Genomic DNA, 16648 nt, shown 5'->3' on the forward strand with positions numbered 1-16648 from the left:
GCCTTAAACATGCACAACTCCACCGAGGTTCGGCCGCGAACGGATCGGCCTGACCTGTTAACCCCTCCCAACCCCCGAAAGACTCTCTCCCATGGTCTGGAACTTTGTCGTCCAGATTGTCGCCAGCCTTGTGCTGACGGCGATCTCTTATGTGCTGGCGCCGCGTCCGAAGACGGCGCCGCCGAAGGCTGCGGGGCTCGACGCGTTCGACCTGCCCACGGCGGAGGAAGGCCGGCCGATCCCGGTGGTGTTCGGCACGGTGCTGCTGCGCGGGCCCAACGTGGTCTGGGCGGGCGATCTGAAGGTCGACCCGATCCGCAAGTCCGGAGGCAAGAAGTGACACGCGTGCTTGTCCGGGACCTGCGCGCCGCCCGGCTCTGTCTGCAGGGCGCGCGCGGCTGGTTTGCCCGCCACGGGCTCGACTGGCAGGCCTTCCTGCGCGAGGGCGTGGACGCGGAGGTGCTGGCCGCCACCGGCGATGCGCTTGCGCTGCGGGCCATTGCCGAGGCCGAACGGCGGATGGCGCGGGAGCGGGAACAGGAGCAGAGCCATGGGTAGTTCGGTGATCGTCGGCTATCGCTATGCGCTGGGGGCGCACCTGGCGCTCTGCCATGGGCCGGTGGATGTGATCCGCGAGATCCGCGTCGACGACCGCACCGCCTGGTCGCTGGCCGATGGCACAGTCTCCGGCAGTGGCGAGGGTGTCGGCGCGGTCACCACGCTGTTGGCCAATGCCACTGCCGCGGCCTTTCCGGCCGGCGAGCAAGGCACTACCGCCGCGCTCAACATCTACGGCGCGAACAGCATTCCCGGCCTCTCCCTCGGGCAGGCGCTCGATCTGACCCTGCTGGGCAGCGGCACCTCCCACCGGATCATCCTGCGCGGCATCGCCTTTGACGAGCGCGAACACCTGACCTGGATGCAGGTCGAGCCAAAGACGCTCTCCTTTGCCTTCCAACCCGTGAGCCTCAGCACCGTGCCCGGCAGCGGATCGTCCAGGGACGAGGGAGACATACCCGCGCCGGGCACCCGCATCCGTATCGACAAGCCCGAGCTCTTCGGGGGTGAAAGCCGCGAGGGCGGCATCGTCGGCGATATCGACATCCTGATGGGGGCCCCCGACCAGGGACCCAACAGCTACCTCGCCGCCCGGGCCGGAACAGACGTGCCCGGCTTCCGCGGGCTCTACAGCCTCGTGCTGCGCCAGGTCTACATGGGACTCAACCCCTATCTGAAGCCCTGGGCCGTCCGGGTGACCCGGATCCTCACCGCCGAGGATGGCGCGCCGCAATGGTATCCGGAGACGGCCCAGATCGGTGCGGTGGATCCGGAGAGTGATCCGACTTCCGACCCGGGCCCGGACATGAACCCGGCCCATATCATCCGCGAATGCCTCACCAACCGGACCTGGGGTCTTGGCTACGGGGCGGCAGATATCGGTCCCAGCTTTACAGGCGCTGCAGACCGGCTCTTTGCCGAGAGCTTTGGCCTGTCGCTGCTCTGGCAGAGCGATGCCAGTCTCGAGGAATTCCTCGGAGACATCCTGCATCACATCGACGCCCAGCTCTATGTCGACCGCCGCACCGGCCGCTGGGAGCTGAAGCTCATCCGCGATGATTACGACCCCGAGGCCGTGCCGGTCTTCGATGCCAGCAACGTGGTCGACTGGGGCGAGCTGGGTCGGCGCGAAGCGGTCGATCTCGTCAACAGTCTCACCGTCACCTTCTCGGACCTGCGCACCGACCAGCCCGGATCGGTCAGTGTCACCGACACCGCCCGGGTGCAGCTGATGGGACAGGTGATCTCCACCACGGTCGACTATCCCGGTGTCCGGCGCGAGGACCTGGCCGTACGCCTGGCCGAACGCGACCTGCGGGCCCTCTCGGCACCGCTTCTCTCCGGCGAGATCACCGTGAACCGGCAGGGCGCCGATCTCGATCCCGGCGATGTCATCCGGCTCGTCAATCCCCGCCGGGGTCTCGAAGGCGCGCTGCTGCGCGTGGTCGAGATCGATCACGGCGACGGGCGTGACAACCGGGTCCGGCTCCGGCTCGTGGAAGATGCCTTTGCCCTGGGCACAACCGCCCTTGTCGGCGGCGAGGTTGCAAGCCCGCCCACATCCTTCCTGTCTGTGCCACGCCCGTTGTCGCGCCGGCTGGTACGGGAATCCCCGTATTGGCTGCTGGTGCAGGAGTTGGGACATGCGCAGGCCGATGCGGAGCTTGCCGCGGATCCTGACGCGGGCCTCCTCATGGCCGTGGGCGAGCGGCCCTCTGCCGATGCGCTCGACGCCCTGGTCTGGGTCGATACCGGACCCGGCTATGCCAGTGACGGCGCCACCAGCTTTGCGCCAACCGCGATCCTCGATGCCGATCTCGGCGATGATCCGGAGGACGTCTTGCTGACCCTGCGGGACTGGACCGGTCTCTCGGGTCTCACCACCGGCACGCTCGCCGCCATCGGCGACGAGTTCGTCCGGGTCGATGGCCTCTCGACAAGCGCGATCACCGTCGGCCGCGGCTGTCTCGACACCGTGCCCCTGGCCCATCCGGCCGGCACCCCGGTGATCTTCTGGCAGGGCCATGCGGAGACGACGTCCGGGCGCTTTGTCGCCGGCGAGAGCCTTCCGGTCCGGATCCTGCCGCGCACCGGGCTTGGCACCCTGCCGCTGGCGCAGGCGCCGACCGACAGTGTTACGTTTGCCGCCCGCGCGATCCGCCCCCTGCCGCCGGGCAATCTCCGGGGCGATGGAGGCTTCGTGTCGCCTCTGGCCAGTCCCGAGGCCACGCTGACCTGGGCACATCGGGACCGGCTCTCCCAGACCAGTTCCGTCTTCGACAGCTACCTTGCCGGTGATATCGGCCCGGAACCCGGGGTCACCTACCAGGTCCGCATTCACTGGGTCGATCCTGACACCGGCGAGACCCTGGAGCCGGCCGCCGCGGTAATCGAGGCCGGCACCGCCACCAGCTGGACGCTGGCCGAGGCGGATTATCCCGAACCGCCGCCCGGTATCGAACAGGCAGACCTGCGGGTACGCGCCGTGCGGGGGTCTTACGAGGACCGGACCTTCCGCGCCTATCGCGTGACCCTCGGCGGCAAGGTGCAGGTCTCGGCGCAGGAGCTGACACTCATCTGTTCCGGCATCGGCATCGACGTAGTTGCACAGGATCTGATCCTGACCTGCGCCGGCCCGGGTCTCGACATTGTCGAGCAGCAGCTGGTGCTCGATCTCCGGCCGCCCGGGCTGGGCGTGACCCAGCAGGAGCTGATCGTTGAGCTCACCCCCTGATCTTCAACCACGGGACTTCATCATGACCGATTACCTGATCACCAACAGCGCAGCCCTCCTGGGCGGTGTCGAGGACGCCTCCGTGCCGGGGAGCTACAACCCGGTGTTTGCCTCCCATGCGCTGCGCTTCGAGGCCGAACAGGCCGCAAGCATCTCGCTGCCCGGTGTCACCGACATCTGGATCCGGGCGGATTGCTATTATGATGACTTCAACCGCACCACCTCGGGGGACGGGTTCTTTGCCTCTGTAGGCCTGCCCACAGTCGATATCGCCCGGATCGATCTCAACAACGGGGCGATGACCTTCGACTATGCCAACCTCAGCAACTCTGTGCCCAACCTGACCGGTGCGCCGGTCACAGGCTTCCCCGATGCCACGCTCTTCACCTTCGACATCCATATCGAGACCGGCGCTGCGGTGGCGGGCAATGTCGATGACTACAGGGTCACGGCCTATGTCGATCTGAGCCAGGTCGGGCAGGTTCTGGGCAAGGCGGACAAGGTCAATGGCGCAGGCGCGGTGCGGTTCGACTTCGGCGGCACTAATTTCCTCGATGGCAATGGCCGGTTCTTTCTCTCCAATGTGCTGGTCTCGGACCAGGACACCCGCGGCCGGCGCTTCCGCATCCTGCGGCCCAGCGGGCCGGGGGCGCTCGCCACTGCCGTGGGCGGACATGCTGAACTGGGCGATGGCGATCCCGCCACCTTTGCCTATGCCCGGGCGGCCGGGGATGCGGTGACCTCCACCCTCACGCCCGGGGCCACCCCGCCCGGTACCATCGGCCGGGTGATCCTGGCAAGCCACGCCCGCAATGCCTCGACCAACCCCAATCCGGGCCAGGTCATCAACCGCCTGCGCATCGCTGGCACCAACCATGATGCCGCCGGACAGGCCCCGGCCGGGGCGTCGCTCGAGGCCCTCACGTCCGAATGGGCGGTCAACCCTGATACCGGCCTGCCCTGGACCTGGGCCGATCTTGCGGGACTCGAGATCGGCTTTGCCGGCGGCAGCTGAGCCGGGTCAAGCAACCGGACCATCAGACGAGAGGAACACTGCCCATGTCACCGCCCCTGCGTGAGACCGGGAACCTGCGCATTCCCGAGGCCGAGTTCCAGGCCATGCTGGCCCGCGCCGCGGAAGAAGGCGCCCGGCGCGCGCTGGCCGATGTCGGGCTCGAGGGCGAGACCGCCGCGCTCGACATCCGCGACCTGCGCTCTTTGCTCGACTGCATCCGCTTCGTGCGCCGCACCGCCGTGCAGACCACCGTGCATCTCATCACCACCGGTCTCATCCTCGCCCTGCTGGCCGGCACCGTGATCAAGCTCCGGCTCTTTGGCGGCGAGCCGTAGGGCGGGCGGTGATCCGCAGGGTACGCTTCCGGCACTCCCGACATTCCGAACCAACCCCCACGTATCCGCCGCCCTCCGAGGCGGCGTTTCTGTTTCTGGAGACACCCCAATGACCACGACATTTTATGCCCACTGGCGCGATGTGCCGGAGGCCGCCTGGCGCTGGCCAAACTTCTCGCCTGCGGAAATCGCCTGCCGTGGGACGGGCAAGCTGCTGATCAACGAGGTCGCGCTCGACAGGCTGCAGGCGCTGCGGGACCGGCTGGGCAAGCCACTTATCGTACGCTCGGCCTATCGCAGCCCGGAGCACAACCGCGCCGTTGGTGGCGCGATGCGTTCCAAGCACATGGACGGTGCGGCCTTCGATATCGCCATGTCGAACCATAATCCGGCGGCCTTCGAGGCGGCGGCGCGGGAGGTCGGGTTTCTTGGGTTCGGCTTCTATCCGCGCTCGGGATTCATGCATGTCGATCTCGGGCCGGCGCGGCAGTGGGGGGAACGGTTCCCGGTGCAGGCGACTGCCTTCGCTGAAGAAACGCCGCCCGCGCGCGAAGTGCTGGCCGACAGCCGTACCATGAAGGGTGGTGGCGCGGCCGGTGTGGCCACGCTCGGCGCGGCCGGTGTCGAGGTGGCCCAACAGGTGCTGGCCGAGACCCAGGAGGCAATCCTGCCGCTGGTGCTGTATCTCGATGCTCTCCGCTGGCTGTTCATCGCCGTGGCGCTCGGCGGTATCGCGGTCACGATCTATGCGCGGCTGGATGATTGGCGAAAGGGGCAGCGGTGATTGGACGGGTCGTCGCGTGGATCGCGGGAAACGCGATGGGGCGCAGGGCGTTGCGCTACGGCATCACCGCGCTGGCGATCCTTCTGTTCCTGCTGGCGCTGCGCCGCTCCGGTGAGCGAACCGGGCGGATGGCGGAAAAGCTCGAGACGATGGAGAAGGCAAATGACGTACAAAGGCGCATGCTCGAGGCGGGGGCGCGTCGGCCTCGCTCTCGCGATGAGCTTGCTCAGCGGCTGCGCGACGGGCGGTTTTGATGGGGGTGGGGTTGGGGTGTGTCCGCCGGTTGTCGAGTACAGCGAGGACTTCCAGGAATCGGCGGCAGAGGAGCTGACTCTGCTGCCGGAGGCCTCTGCGATAGTGGAGATGCTGAGCGACTATGCCCTGATGCGGGAGCAGGCGCGGGGGTGTGGGTGAAAGTATAGCATGACGCTGAAGTAAAAGCTCGCCACACAACACGAGGCGGGAATCATCGTGCGGACCAACCGGACTGTCATACATTAAGCCAAAACTGATGCTACCGGCCACCAAATGGACTTTTGTCGCCTTGCTCAGCGTCGCAGTGTGGCTCCAGTACAACTGACGTTCGCCTGTCAAGCTGCATTCCCAGAAAGGCAATTACTTTGTGGCGTCTAATTTATCCCTACTACAGCTTTAGTTTCCCTCTTGAATAGATATGGAATCTGCCTGGATCCTATTTCAGCCTTTCCTTTGATGTTGGAAAGGTAATCGTCCATGTGGTGCTCCTTGAGCGAAAAATCAGTGATGTTTCGCCAAAAATCTCCAACAGAGATACGTTTTGCGTCGTGTTCGTCCAGAAATACGAAATCAGATCCATCGCGTAGAATTATTTCGGAGGAAAAGTGCTCGTATGGACGCGCAAGAGTGTGGGGTGGGATCATAGGTACAACATCTAAATCGTTGACGACGCGCGTCGTCACAGAAAGAACCTTTTCCGGTGGCGGCTCCGACGTGAATTTAGGCTGTCCGAAAGTGACCAAACGTGCCACCTTATAGCCTCGTTTATCGTAGTATGCGGCCAGTATCATAGCGACGGCCCCTCCTAGCGAATGGCCAGTTATGTGCAGTGGCATATCCTTACGAATATGAGAAATCGAATCATCAAAAATCGCAGTTGCATCCCTCTGAAATCCACGATGCAAAGGAATGCCAAGAATACTGTCCGGAACCAAGGTAGTTTCGATATCCTCCCAAACGTTCTGTTTCACAGCAGTGCCGCGCACAGTTAGTGTTTGTCTATTATTGATAAGATCGGTCTCAATGAAGTATCGGACGTTTACGGATTTTATTGTAACGGCATGAGTTGTCAGAGGAAATGCCCTACGAATGTCATCAATCGGATCATAAGCGGATTTGGAACGAATTGCATAGTAATTAATTTCAGCGAAATCTATCCTTTGTGGGGTGATTATGGTGAGCGATTGCTCGAAGCTCTGTGAAAGATCGCCAGCGCACCCCGACATAAGCATGAAGCAAAGATACAATTTTGATACGATCATACCAATTGATCGGCTAGTCAGTGGTGATTTCCCAAAGTGACTACCGCACTGCGCGGACATACGAATTCATCCTTCCCCCGGGTGATGTCAATGATAACCAATTCGAGACGGGTAGCGCGGATTTGTATCTTTGTTCCTAGACCAAAAGAACCCCCCTCAATGCTTGAAGTCTAGCCAAATTTCTTCCGCTTGGAAGTAATTATAGTTTGATCTTAACACACCGCACCACCGTTCAGTAGAGTGCTGCTCGCCGGAAGGCCCGACGGTCTGCGCCAGCGAAAGAGAGCGGAGTGCGTGGCATGCCGATGACATCGATAAAAATGGACACATTTTCGCCAAGCACTGGCATTTCTCCGCCGATGATCCGGACTGTATAGTGAAGGTTGCTTCCATCCAGAACCGGATCTTTCAGCACTACAACAGCCTGGAGCAACCTACCCTTTTCGAGGACCGAGACATCGGCATTTGGCGGGTCCGAAAGAAAGCTATCCTTGCCTTCGCTCCAGAAGGGTATGAAACGCTCGGTCGCCATGTTGCCGGCGATCCTATCAGGGCGATCCGAGAAAAACAGCGTAACCGGACTTACGCCTCGTAAGGTCAATCGGTTTGCACCAGCCGCGAAGGCCATAGCATCCGCAGTTTGCACAAAAAGGAAATCTGCTTCGGGCTTGTCAGCATTCTGCGCGGCCGAAGTCGTTGCCGAAGCCACCGCCATCACCGCTGCGGAACCTGCACAAACCTGTCGCCGGGTGAGGCGAGCATTCTTGTTTCCGAGTACTGCTGCTTTCATAATCGATTACTCCTTTCCATGAGCTGTGCGAGGTGCCCTGTAAATGGCGAGCCCCAAAAATGTTCCGGAAGCCTATTTTCAAATTTATCTTGACTAATTCACCAGTAATCCTGTCGCCGGTAAGGTCGACCGCGAACATGTTGGTCCTTTCCGCGAACCAAATGCATGCACTGGGCAACCTGAGCCACGTATACCCCCGACATAACGGCCTTCCGAAAACGTTTCTGCCAAAGTATTTCGGCCCGGATTTGTACTTTCGGTTACCTCAAAAGTATCTCATGGGGTCCACCGTTGTTAGTGGCCACCATGAGACACCCACTATCAATTTTTTTCGGCCAGGTTCACCTGACGTACACGCATCGCTGTTAACCAGAAGTTTCCATGTTGCATTTCCGCGTTTCTTCAATCGCGCGTTTTGTGCCGCTTAGGTCGACAACGAAAGCTCCGGTTTTTTGAGGAAATGCGACCAATTCATGCCCTTCTTCAATCGCTTTGATAAAGTCTGGATTATTGGCAAGGATATAGCCACCTTTATAGTCGCCTACGAGTTTCTTGCTCTTGATACCGTGGCTCTCTCCGGTAAAGACACTTCCATCAATGGCAATTGAAACATCCTGCTTTGACTTGATTTTCACATCTGCTGTGGTGAAAACGCCGATGTAACCATAGCCGTGATCTTTAGTCAGTCCCATCTGAAGAACGTTGCCTTCACCGTCGGCACGCTCCGCCAGGCATGTTCCTGTTGTTGCATCAGAATAGATCGTCCAGTTTTCAACTTCGCTATACGCTGTGAAGGCATCCCCACTTGAGGGCAGAACTTCGCTGGCCAGTACTTCTGCGCTGAAAAGCGTAGTTGCCGCCACAAAAGCTCCAAACATTTGCGTTGCTTTCATTTATTAATTCCTTTCGTAGGGTTGTTTGTTTTTGATGATTTTTTGGGGGGGGGAGCATTGAATTCGCCCGCATCTGAGTGCGAGCTATTGAAAAATTGCATTTATCGGCTTCCCATTCACCCGAACTTGGTTCTCGTCGGCCGGACCATGAAAATACTGGCCCGGCCAAGATGTTTTTGGTCAGTCACTCGCTTTGAGCATTGCCTCCTCAAGTCTTTTCTTGTCGGTAGCGGAAAGCTCTGGCCGGTCGATCTTGATCGACAACTTGTTCAGCTTCGCGGTCAGTGCGAACGGAGGCATATAGTCCGCATCGTTGACACCAGTCAGAGTGTCGGACCCGATGTCGAAAGCTTCGTCCCATTGCAGGATCATCGGCAGGGTGTTTTTCATCTCCTGCGATTGGATGTCTTTCCCGTCCACCCGCAGAATGCCGGTCCCGCCACGCCCAACGCCGCTGAAATCATTGAAGGCCAGCGTGCCCGAACCAAGCCCGTCGTATTTGAATTCGAACTCGACGACGTGTTTTCCGGCACTCAGCGGCTCGGACCCTTCCCACTTGATCCGCTCGAGGTCGACCATGTTCCAAAGGAATACCGGCACACCGCCCTTGAGATAGAAGCCGTAGCCGCCGAACCGGCCGCCCGAGGTGAGTATCATGCCCTCGGCGCCGCCTTCGGGCACTTCGATATCCGCCGTGATCACATACGAGGTGTTAAGCAAAAGCGGCGAGTCGCCCTGCGGCAGTCCCGTCATCGGCCGTGTGTATACGAATTCGGTACGCCCGGCGGTGATGTTTGGACGCGGCGCGACGATCCTCGCAGCAACAGAGGCATCCATCGGGAAGACCTGATATTTGTCTGCCTCCTCGATGAACTTCGCCTTCAGTTCCGCGACTTTTTCGGGATGTTCCTTCGCCAGATCACGGGTCTGGTTCATATCCCTCGACAGATCATAGAGCTGGAGGACCTGGTTGTTCAGCGGATCCTTGTTGGCCGGCCCAAAGGCATCCCATGGCGCGCGGTTGACCTCAGTGCTCAACAACCAGCCGTCGTGGTACAGCGCCCACTGGCCCATCATCTCGAAATACTGGGTCTCATGCCGCGTCGGCGCATCTGCATTCGCGGCGTCAAAAGTATAGGCAAAACTGGTGCCTTCGATCGGAGATTGCTTTATGCCATCCACTACCTCGGGTGCCTTGATGCCGGTAACTTCGAGGATCGTCGGCACCACGTCGATGACATGCATGAACTGATCACGCCGACCTCCCTTGTCCTTGATGCCATTCGGCCAACTGACGACCATGTTCTGCCGGATGCCACCCAAACGCGAAGCGTTCTGCTTGAACCAGTCGAAAGGCGTGTCAAAGGCCCATGACCAGCCAGCGGACATGTGGTTGTACGTCTGTTCGGTGCCCCAGACGTCATACCATTTCAGTTGCGTCTCGGCCGGTATCTTGTTCAACCCGTTGAAGAAAGCGACCTCATTCGGAGTCCCAAGCGGGCCGCCTTCGGCGCTGGTTCCGTTGTCTCCGTTAATGTAGATGACCATGGTGTTGTCGAGTTCACCAATGTCGGAAATCGCCTGAATCACCCGTCCTATCTCATGGTCCGAATAGGCCGCATAGGCCGCAAAAACCTCTACCTGTTTGACAAACAACTTCTTTTCGTCATCCGAGAGTTTGTCCCAAGGTGAAATCACCTTGTCCGGCCAGGGCGCAAGCGTGGCATCTTGCGGGACCAAACCCATTTTCTTCTGGTTCTCGAATATGGTCTGACGCAAGGCCTCGTATCCACCTTCGAACAGGTCCATCGCGTTGATCTTATCGACCCATTCCTTTGTCGGGTGGTGCGGCGCATGCGTCGCGCCGGGCGCGTATTTTACAAAGAACGGCTTGTTCGGTGCAATTTGGTGCAAGTTGGTAATGTGGGCAATCGCATCATCGGCCATTCCCGTCACAAGGTTCCAGCCTGGCTTCCCATCAAAGGGATATATTTGTGTGGTGTTTCGGAACAGGTTTGGCTGCCATTGATTGGCGTCGCCACCAACAAAGCCATAGAAATACTCAAAACCCATGCCAGTGGGCCACAGATCGAACGGCCCGGCCTGGCTTGCCTGGAATGCAGGGGTGTTGTGGTCTTTTCCGAACCAAGCTGTCGAATACCCGTTGTCGAGCAGGATACGACCGATCGTGGCCTTGTCCTTTTCGATAACGCTGTTGTAGCCGGGAAAGCCGGTCGATTGCTCGGAAATGACACCGAAACCTACGGAATGGTGGTTTCGCCCGGTGATCAGTGCAGCGCGCGTAGGCGAACACAGCGCCGTCGAATGAATGTTGGTATAGCTCAACCCCTCAGCGGCGAGCCGGTCCATGGTAGGCGTCGGGATAACGCCGCCAAAGGTGCTGGGCACACCAAAACCTGCATCATCGGTAATGATCAGCAAAACGTTGGGCGCGTCCTCAGGTGGTACAATGCGCGGCGCCCACCATGGGGTGGACTGAAGGGCTCCGTGTTCGATCTTACCGCCAAATTCCATCTGCGGCGCAGGCAACTGCTTTCCATCGATAGTCGTAGTCGCGTTTGGTGCCCCCAATGTGCCGGTGACTTGTGCGTGGGCAAATACCGGAAACACCAGCGCCAGGAGGCCGGAGACCAACGTCATCTTCACTGAGTTATTGACTATCATTTGAACCTCTTTCTAATACCTCGGGTGACCTAAGTTGGTTGTGGAGGCAATCCTCCAACGGCATGGGCCGCAGGACGGCCTAAAAGCGATACGTCGCGCCAAAGATTGGCCCAGACTGAGTAAACGAAAACTCGTTCGTTCCGAGCGTGTGATCGACGGTTATGTATCGATAACCGCCGCGCAGCACCCAGTTGTCGTTGATCGCGTAGTCGGCGGTCAGCAATGCTTGCCACGTTTCCTCCCCACTCTGGAAACCGCCATAATCGAAGAAAGTCGTTGCCGCCCAACGGTCAGACATCTTAAAACGGGCCCGCACCCCAATCACCGGGTTTGTCCAACTGTCGTCGACCGTATTGGAACCGCCGGGCGGTATCGGCTGCAGGGTGATCGTGGACCGCGTATCGAACCATCGAAAACCGGCAGCCACATCGAGCTGGACAGAGGGTTCCTCATAGACCCGATAAGCGACGTACCCATTGAGGACTTGAGTTTTTAGCGCTGTATCAACGCTTGAGAACACAGGTCCGGGCGGCGGGTTACCAAAGGACAGGTCCGTGAACATGTAATCCAGATACAGGCTCCAGCGTCCGTTGCTCGCACCGAACGCTCCCATAAAAGCGAAATCGAGATTTGAAAAAGCGTCGCTGAAACTGAGTTTGCTTTCGACGGTACGGGCCGGCGTTGCGATCGAGGTGGTCGTTTCGGGCGCAAAGAGGTAGATTGTACCTTCATACTCCCAGTCGCTTTGCTGGGCGATTGCCGGGGTTGTCAGCAACGAAACGGTCAAAAGGTGAAGCGTCCATTCAGCTTTGAACTGCAATTCCCGTTTCCCCCGTTATTATGTAAGCGTGCGGTTCAACAATCTTTGACATTGGCCGCACGAGAGCATCTTGCTCTACAACCTACCTGAAAAAATTCTTCGCTTCAGCGTCACACCCGAAACTACAATCCGTACCGATGTGGCCAGAATTCAACTGCGATCTCAAACCCTTCTACATGGACTCGGATACTAACTGGATTCGTTTTGATTGGTTTGCTTTTTGGGGACATAATCGAACAATGAACACAAAGAATTTTCCGTTTCGCCAGCGGGCTACCATTCTGGCCCACCTGCCTCCTCTTCTCGCCGAACTCGGTGTGCCTCTGGGGCAGGTATTTGAAGGAACCGGAATAGCCCCTGACGATCTGGTCCCGAACGCCTTTCTCCCCTACGCCGGAGTAACAGCGATGCTCGATCGTGCGACAGAGGTTTCAGGCCGTGAGGATCTTAGCGTGCTCCTAGCTCAGCGCCAAACTCTTGCCGCGCTTGGGCCAGCAGGTCAGGTCATGTGCCATGCGGCAACACTCGGCGAAGCGTTGAACGACTACGCCCAGTTCCAGATATGGAATTCGACTGGTGCGGCTGCTTACGTGTACCAAACCCCAGATGACTTCGTCTTTGGTTACGGTATCTACGATCCCGACGGGGTGGATGCGATTCATATCCACGATCTGGTCTTGGCGGCTGGGTGTATGTTGGTGTTCCTATTAACAGAACGCCAAGTGCAACCGATCGAGATTTGGTCGATGCGCCCGCCGCCAAAAGATCCGAAACCGTTCGAGAGATTTGCCGGCTGCCCGGTCTTTTACGGTCGGGATCAAAGCTGCATCTTACTATCACCCGCCGCCGCCGGCTTCCAACTCGCAGATGCTGATAGTAAGGCACATAGCGTAACATTGGCGCAGCTCGCAGCGCGTACAACCTCAGGTTCCTGGGGCACGACCGGTGCGGTGCGCCATGCCTTGAGGGCGGCGATCACAACCGGGCGCATCGGCATGCCCGAGATTGCCGCCCGGCTCCAACAACATCCGCGCAGTCTGCGTCGGGCACTCGAAAGGGAGGGAACGTCCTTCACCGCTCAGCGGAACGAGGTTCGCTATATCGTCGCCCGAGAGCTTTTGTCTTTGACTGCGCTTCCCATTGGAGATGTCGCGCTGGCATTGAATTTCGCGGATATCAGCGCCTTCACCCATGCTTTTCGGATGTGGTCCGGGACATCGCCGACAGAATGGCGGCGTATACACAACGAAACTCTTCGAGAGGGGTGACGGAAAGGGGGGAGCCGTTCAGCGCCACTTGGCGAGAGCGGGAGCACGATTGGTCGAAGTCAGGCAGGGGTCTGGCAAAATCATCCCTCAGCGTGTCGATCAAATGGTCAAGCGTGCCGGGTAGCGCGTGCCGGGCAAACAGCCCGGCGTCGGAATCTGTCAGCGACAGGGTCTGGCCATCGAAGGCCAGATCGGTGTCCGTGTACCCGGTTCTGCGCAGCACGCGGATTTTGTCTGGCCCGACCAATGCAACCGATCCGGATGCGGCAAGCCCCAGTCTTTCACCATCGCCGGTGACGATTTCATGATATTCCTCGAAATCGAAGGAAATGGCGTCGAGAGATGACACATACTCGGTCATCGACCCCAGGATCTTGCGTGCATCGGCTTCTTCGCCAACTGTTGCCCCCGCCGTGCCAAACAATAGGCTACCGGCCAGTAATGCAGTTTTGAGAAGTGATGAATTCGACATTTCCTTCACGTGACTACCTCCATGAAATCAAATGCAATTCTTCGATAGCTCTCTAAGATATTTTTGAATGGTTCAGTAAACTCGACTCAAGTCACACGAGTCGGCCGCCAGCACCCTCGTCCTGTCCATGATCGAGCATCGAACAGTAAAGCGCTGCTTTTGGTATTGATGTGGATCGAGTACGCTCTTTGCAGTTCAGATATTGGCTGGGTGTTTCGACATATTGATGTATCGCGTGCACGGATTTAGAAACCAACAGAAAGCTGGAGGACGACTTTGCAGAAACCAAAGGGACTGTACTGGTGGTTTTTGGGGTTCATCTCAGTAACTCTGTTCGGCTTGGAACTGGTGTTCGACGATGTTCTTTTGACCAGTAAAACCGACGAAATCACTTCGACAACCAAGGTCCTGATTGTACTGCTTGGCGGCAGTATCGTCGTCTTGATAGTGCTGACACTATTGCGCCGCTACCTTCTATGGCAACAAATTGAAAGATCTACGCTGGAGGGCACTGACCGCATCCAGTCCTCCCGCGCATTAAGTGTTGTTCCCCTGGTCCGAGCGATCCTGATCAGCTTTACCGTTGTAATTGCTGGTCTGACGGCACTGTCGGAAGCCGGTGTGAATATCGGGCCGATGCTCGCAGGGGCGGGGATCGTAGGCATCGTCCTTGGTATGGGTGCACAAAGCCTTCTAAGAGACATTCTTGCTGGTCTGTTCTTTGTCTTCGATGATGCTTTTCGTATCGGCGAATATGTTGAGATCGGTGAAAGGCGCGGGACCGTCGAAAACATTTCGCTTCGCTCCATGCAGATCAGACACCATCGCGGCGCCCTGCAGACCATTCCCTATGGCAAGATCGATGCTGTCTCAAACTTGAGCCGTGATTGGACGGTCACGAAGCTGAATTTTCATCTGCCGCAAGACACTAACATCATGAAGGTCAAGGAGATCGTAAAACGAGTCTCGGCGGAACTCATGAAGCATGAGGAGTTGGGACCAACATTCATCGCGCCTTTGAAGTTCCAAGGCATCTACGACATTGATCTTTATGGTTTAACGGTCCGTGTCAAATTCACCTCCATCCCAGGCGAACAATTCACTGCAAGGCGAGAAATCTATAGTCGTCTCAAGGAAGCGTTTGCCGAGAACGGTATCGAGTTTGCCCGACGCTCGGTTGCGATCGAAGGATCGCACTTGTCCGACGAACCCTCAATTCGTGTTGCCGCAGCTGCCGAAGACACCGAAAATAGTGTGGAAAGTTTCCCCAGCGTCAGCAGCGCCGCGCGCAATAGCGGCGAATAAGCAAGCTCAGGATAACCATCTGCCAGAGTACAAAACACGGCGGTCATGGCGTGATGCTGCCACAGTGAATTTCCCGCGGCCAGACGCAAAAAATGCTCCCGCGCAGAGGGCCTCGCTGAATGTTGACTGAGCGTTGACAAGAATTTCGCAAATACAAAAGCGCCCCGGAAGGTGACACATAAGTCTTTGATATTTTGTGATAAAATGGTTGCGGGAGTAGGATTTGAACCTACGACCTTCAGGTTATGAGCCTGAAGCCGCAATCGAACGCCGCACCCAGCCTAAAGGAGGTCAGGACATCCATGGTCAGCCTCAAACCCCGCGCGTTCCCTCACTTGGGGATTAACCACATAGTCGTCATCTTCGGCGTGCTGAGCCGGTCAAGAAACTGCGGCAGGCTTTCGACCTTATGGAACCGCTGCATTGTCAACATCGGCACGGCTGGCCTTCTGAACCGGATTCCTTCAGTCGCCCCTCCATGCTTGATTGATCAATTTCACGCAAACCGCATCCTGTCTTCCCGCCGAGGGCGCTCCCGATGAATTTGTCCCATGCGGCGCCCGGAATGCGGATCTGTGTCCAAGTAAGCGATCTGAGACCGACGCATGTACTCCACAAACTGGGTGAGTGCATCGACCTGGTCGTCATAACTGGCATCCGGGAATAACAGAAGCTCACGTCGGAACGTGTCAAACCAAGGCTTGTTGATGGGGATCGCAAGCTTACCGGACTTGATCCAATCGGTATGAGGGATGAACCGGTCCAGTTTGCTGTGAACCACGTTTATCGGTTGAAAGACTCCGTTCGTCTCGCGCCGGAACTCCTGAAGCAGCGCGTTGCCCATAGCGGACGCCTCGATCAAAACCTTGTCCGCGACCCAACGCTCGCGCCATCGGCGGATTGTTGACTTGAGTTCGGTGTAGTCGAGCCGTCCGCGAATGACGTCGATAAGATACCAGCGCATTTCCTGGTCATGCCAACCAAAGGTCATTCCGACCGAATAGTCACACCGAGGACCGTCCTTGGCCGCCGTATCCCAACTCTGTACGCGCCGCGTGAACAAAATTTCGTTCGGGAGGGTGTCGACCAGATGCAGATCCGACATCGACAGGAATGCGCTCTCACCGTCGGACGGGTTCTGTTGGTATTGTGCCTGGAACGCGAAGGTCCCGATATCGGCTTTGATCCTGGCGAGAACCTCCTGAGGTTCCCGTTCCGGGTTCAGGACATCCCCGGGCCGCCGCCTGAACACGCGATTGTTGTAAAGCCGGAGTTCTTCCGGGAGTTCGGCGATCGACGGCAAACACAGGTGATCAAAGGTCTCCTTCTCGAGAAGATACGCCGAAAAATCGTCGGGATGCAGGCGCTGCTGGATCGACACGATACGATCTTTTCGCTTGTCGTTCAGACGAGAGAACAAGGTCTGAGGGGCTGTCAGACGGATGAGAACCGGTCTCCGCAAGGGCAGAACC

General features: G+C 58.4%; 16 protein-coding genes. 9 read left to right on the forward strand and 7 right to left on the reverse strand.

Annotated features, from left to right (window positions below):
• The first annotated feature begins 91 nt into the window (after window positions 1-91).
• From G0P99_RS06765 to G0P99_RS06795, 7 genes are all read left to right on the forward strand, one after another.
• Window positions 92-340, forward strand: coding sequence for a hypothetical protein (locus G0P99_RS06765; protein ID WP_164128633.1), 249 nt, complete (start codon window positions 92-94; stop codon window positions 338-340).
• Window positions 337-558, forward strand: a complete 222-nt coding sequence (locus G0P99_RS06770; RefSeq protein WP_164128634.1) for a hypothetical protein — start codon at window positions 337-339, stop codon at window positions 556-558. The genes G0P99_RS06765 and G0P99_RS06770 overlap by 4 nt, the downstream gene beginning before the upstream one ends.
• Window positions 551-3292 (forward strand): phage tail protein, encoded by a 2742-nt coding sequence (locus G0P99_RS06775; RefSeq protein WP_164128635.1) that lies wholly within the window; start codon window positions 551-553, stop codon window positions 3290-3292. The genes G0P99_RS06770 and G0P99_RS06775 overlap by 8 nt, the downstream gene beginning before the upstream one ends.
• Before the next feature lie 22 nt (window positions 3293-3314).
• Entirely contained in the window at window positions 3315-4307 is a 993-nt protein-coding gene (locus tag G0P99_RS06780) for a hypothetical protein (RefSeq protein WP_164128636.1), read from the forward strand.
• Window positions 4308-4351: 44 nt separating this feature from the next.
• On the forward strand, window positions 4352-4642 hold the full coding sequence (locus G0P99_RS06785) for a DUF6127 family protein (protein WP_164128637.1): 291 nt from the start codon (window positions 4352-4354) through the stop codon (window positions 4640-4642).
• 109 nt (window positions 4643-4751) lie between these two features.
• Window positions 4752-5426, forward strand: coding sequence for a D-Ala-D-Ala carboxypeptidase family metallohydrolase (locus G0P99_RS06790; protein ID WP_164128638.1), 675 nt, complete (start codon window positions 4752-4754; stop codon window positions 5424-5426).
• A 35-nt stretch (window positions 5427-5461) separates the two neighbouring features.
• Window positions 5462-5680 (forward strand): hypothetical protein, encoded by a 219-nt coding sequence (locus G0P99_RS06795; protein WP_164129232.1) that lies wholly within the window; start codon window positions 5462-5464, stop codon window positions 5678-5680.
• Between the two features lie 375 nt (window positions 5681-6055).
• Here G0P99_RS06795 and G0P99_RS06800 read toward each other — a convergent pair whose 3' ends face one another.
• The 5 genes from G0P99_RS06800 to G0P99_RS06820 all read right to left on the reverse strand — a co-directional run bounded on the left by G0P99_RS06800 (window position 6056) and on the right by G0P99_RS06820 (window position 12131).
• The gene (locus tag G0P99_RS06800; protein ID WP_164128639.1) at window positions 6056-6943 is read right to left on the reverse strand and encodes a thioesterase domain-containing protein; all 888 of its coding nucleotides are present in this window, start codon (window positions 6941-6943) and stop codon (window positions 6056-6058) included.
• 232 nt (window positions 6944-7175) lie between these two features.
• On the reverse strand, window positions 7176-7733 hold the full coding sequence (locus G0P99_RS06805) for a hypothetical protein (protein WP_203583008.1): 558 nt from the start codon (window positions 7731-7733) through the stop codon (window positions 7176-7178).
• A gap of 365 nt (window positions 7734-8098) precedes the next feature.
• Entirely contained in the window at window positions 8099-8626 is a 528-nt protein-coding gene (locus G0P99_RS06810) for a hypothetical protein (protein ID WP_164128640.1), read from the reverse strand.
• Between the two features lie 180 nt (window positions 8627-8806).
• The gene (locus G0P99_RS06815; protein WP_164128641.1) at window positions 8807-11311 is read right to left on the reverse strand and encodes an arylsulfatase; all 2505 of its coding nucleotides are present in this window, start codon (window positions 11309-11311) and stop codon (window positions 8807-8809) included.
• Window positions 11312-11390: 79 nt separating this feature from the next.
• Entirely contained in the window at window positions 11391-12131 is a 741-nt protein-coding gene (locus G0P99_RS06820; RefSeq protein WP_239059717.1) for a porin family protein, read from the reverse strand.
• A 137-nt stretch (window positions 12132-12268) separates the two neighbouring features.
• Here G0P99_RS06820 and G0P99_RS06825 point away from each other — a divergent pair, with 137 nt between their 5' ends.
• On the forward strand, window positions 12269-13399 hold the full coding sequence (locus tag G0P99_RS06825; protein WP_164128642.1) for an AraC family transcriptional regulator: 1131 nt from the start codon (window positions 12269-12271) through the stop codon (window positions 13397-13399).
• Here the strand turns inward: G0P99_RS06825 and G0P99_RS06830 are convergent.
• Window positions 13317-13871: a DUF2092 domain-containing protein gene (locus G0P99_RS06830; RefSeq protein WP_239059737.1), complete on the reverse strand. Its 555-nt coding sequence runs from the start codon at window positions 13869-13871 to the stop codon at window positions 13317-13319. The genes G0P99_RS06825 and G0P99_RS06830 overlap by 83 nt on opposite strands.
• Before the next feature lie 276 nt (window positions 13872-14147).
• On the opposite strand from G0P99_RS06830, the gene G0P99_RS06835 reads away from it, so the two are divergent.
• On the forward strand, window positions 14148-15176 hold the full coding sequence (locus tag G0P99_RS06835) for a mechanosensitive ion channel family protein (RefSeq protein WP_164128644.1): 1029 nt from the start codon (window positions 14148-14150) through the stop codon (window positions 15174-15176).
• A 496-nt stretch (window positions 15177-15672) separates the two neighbouring features.
• Here the strand turns inward: G0P99_RS06835 and terL are convergent, their stop codons facing one another.
• Window positions 15673-16557, reverse strand: a complete 885-nt coding sequence (gene terL, locus G0P99_RS24710) for a phage terminase large subunit (protein WP_164128645.1) — start codon at window positions 16555-16557, stop codon at window positions 15673-15675.
• Between the last annotated feature and the right edge of the window lie 91 nt (window positions 16558-16648).

This window comes from Ruegeria sp. PrR005, assembly GCF_010500245.1.
GTDB classification, from domain to species: Bacteria; Pseudomonadota; Alphaproteobacteria; order Rhodobacterales; family Rhodobacteraceae; genus Ruegeria_B; species Ruegeria_B marisflavi.

Excerpts from the sequence above, each read along its gene's own strand:
- G0P99_RS06765 (WP_164128633.1), top strand. The coding sequence starts at position 92 with ATGGTCTGGAACTTTGTCGTCCAGATTGTCGCCAGCCTTGTGCTGACG.
- G0P99_RS06775 (WP_164128635.1), top strand. The coding sequence starts at position 551 with ATGGGTAGTTCGGTGATCGTCGGCTATCGCTATGCGCTGGGGGCGCAC.
- G0P99_RS06780 (WP_164128636.1), top strand. The coding sequence starts at position 3,315 with ATGACCGATTACCTGATCACCAACAGCGCAGCCCTCCTGGGCGGTGTC.
- G0P99_RS06785 (WP_164128637.1), top strand. The coding sequence starts at position 4,352 with ATGTCACCGCCCCTGCGTGAGACCGGGAACCTGCGCATTCCCGAGGCC.
- G0P99_RS06790 (WP_164128638.1), top strand. The coding sequence starts at position 4,752 with ATGACCACGACATTTTATGCCCACTGGCGCGATGTGCCGGAGGCCGCC.
- G0P99_RS06795 (WP_164129232.1), top strand. The coding sequence starts at position 5,462 with ATGGGGCGCAGGGCGTTGCGCTACGGCATCACCGCGCTGGCGATCCTT.
- G0P99_RS06800 (WP_164128639.1), bottom strand. The coding sequence starts at position 6,943 with ATGATCGTATCAAAATTGTATCTTTGCTTCATGCTTATGTCGGGGTGC.
- G0P99_RS06805 (WP_203583008.1), bottom strand. The coding sequence starts at position 7,733 with ATGAAAGCAGCAGTACTCGGAAACAAGAATGCTCGCCTCACCCGGCGA.
- G0P99_RS06810 (WP_164128640.1), bottom strand. The coding sequence starts at position 8,626 with ATGAAAGCAACGCAAATGTTTGGAGCTTTTGTGGCGGCAACTACGCTT.
- G0P99_RS06815 (WP_164128641.1), bottom strand. The coding sequence starts at position 11,311 with ATGATAGTCAATAACTCAGTGAAGATGACGTTGGTCTCCGGCCTCCTG.
- G0P99_RS06825 (WP_164128642.1), top strand. The coding sequence starts at position 12,269 with ATGTGGCCAGAATTCAACTGCGATCTCAAACCCTTCTACATGGACTCG.
- G0P99_RS06830 (WP_239059737.1), bottom strand. The coding sequence starts at position 13,871 with ATGTCGAATTCATCACTTCTCAAAACTGCATTACTGGCCGGTAGCCTA.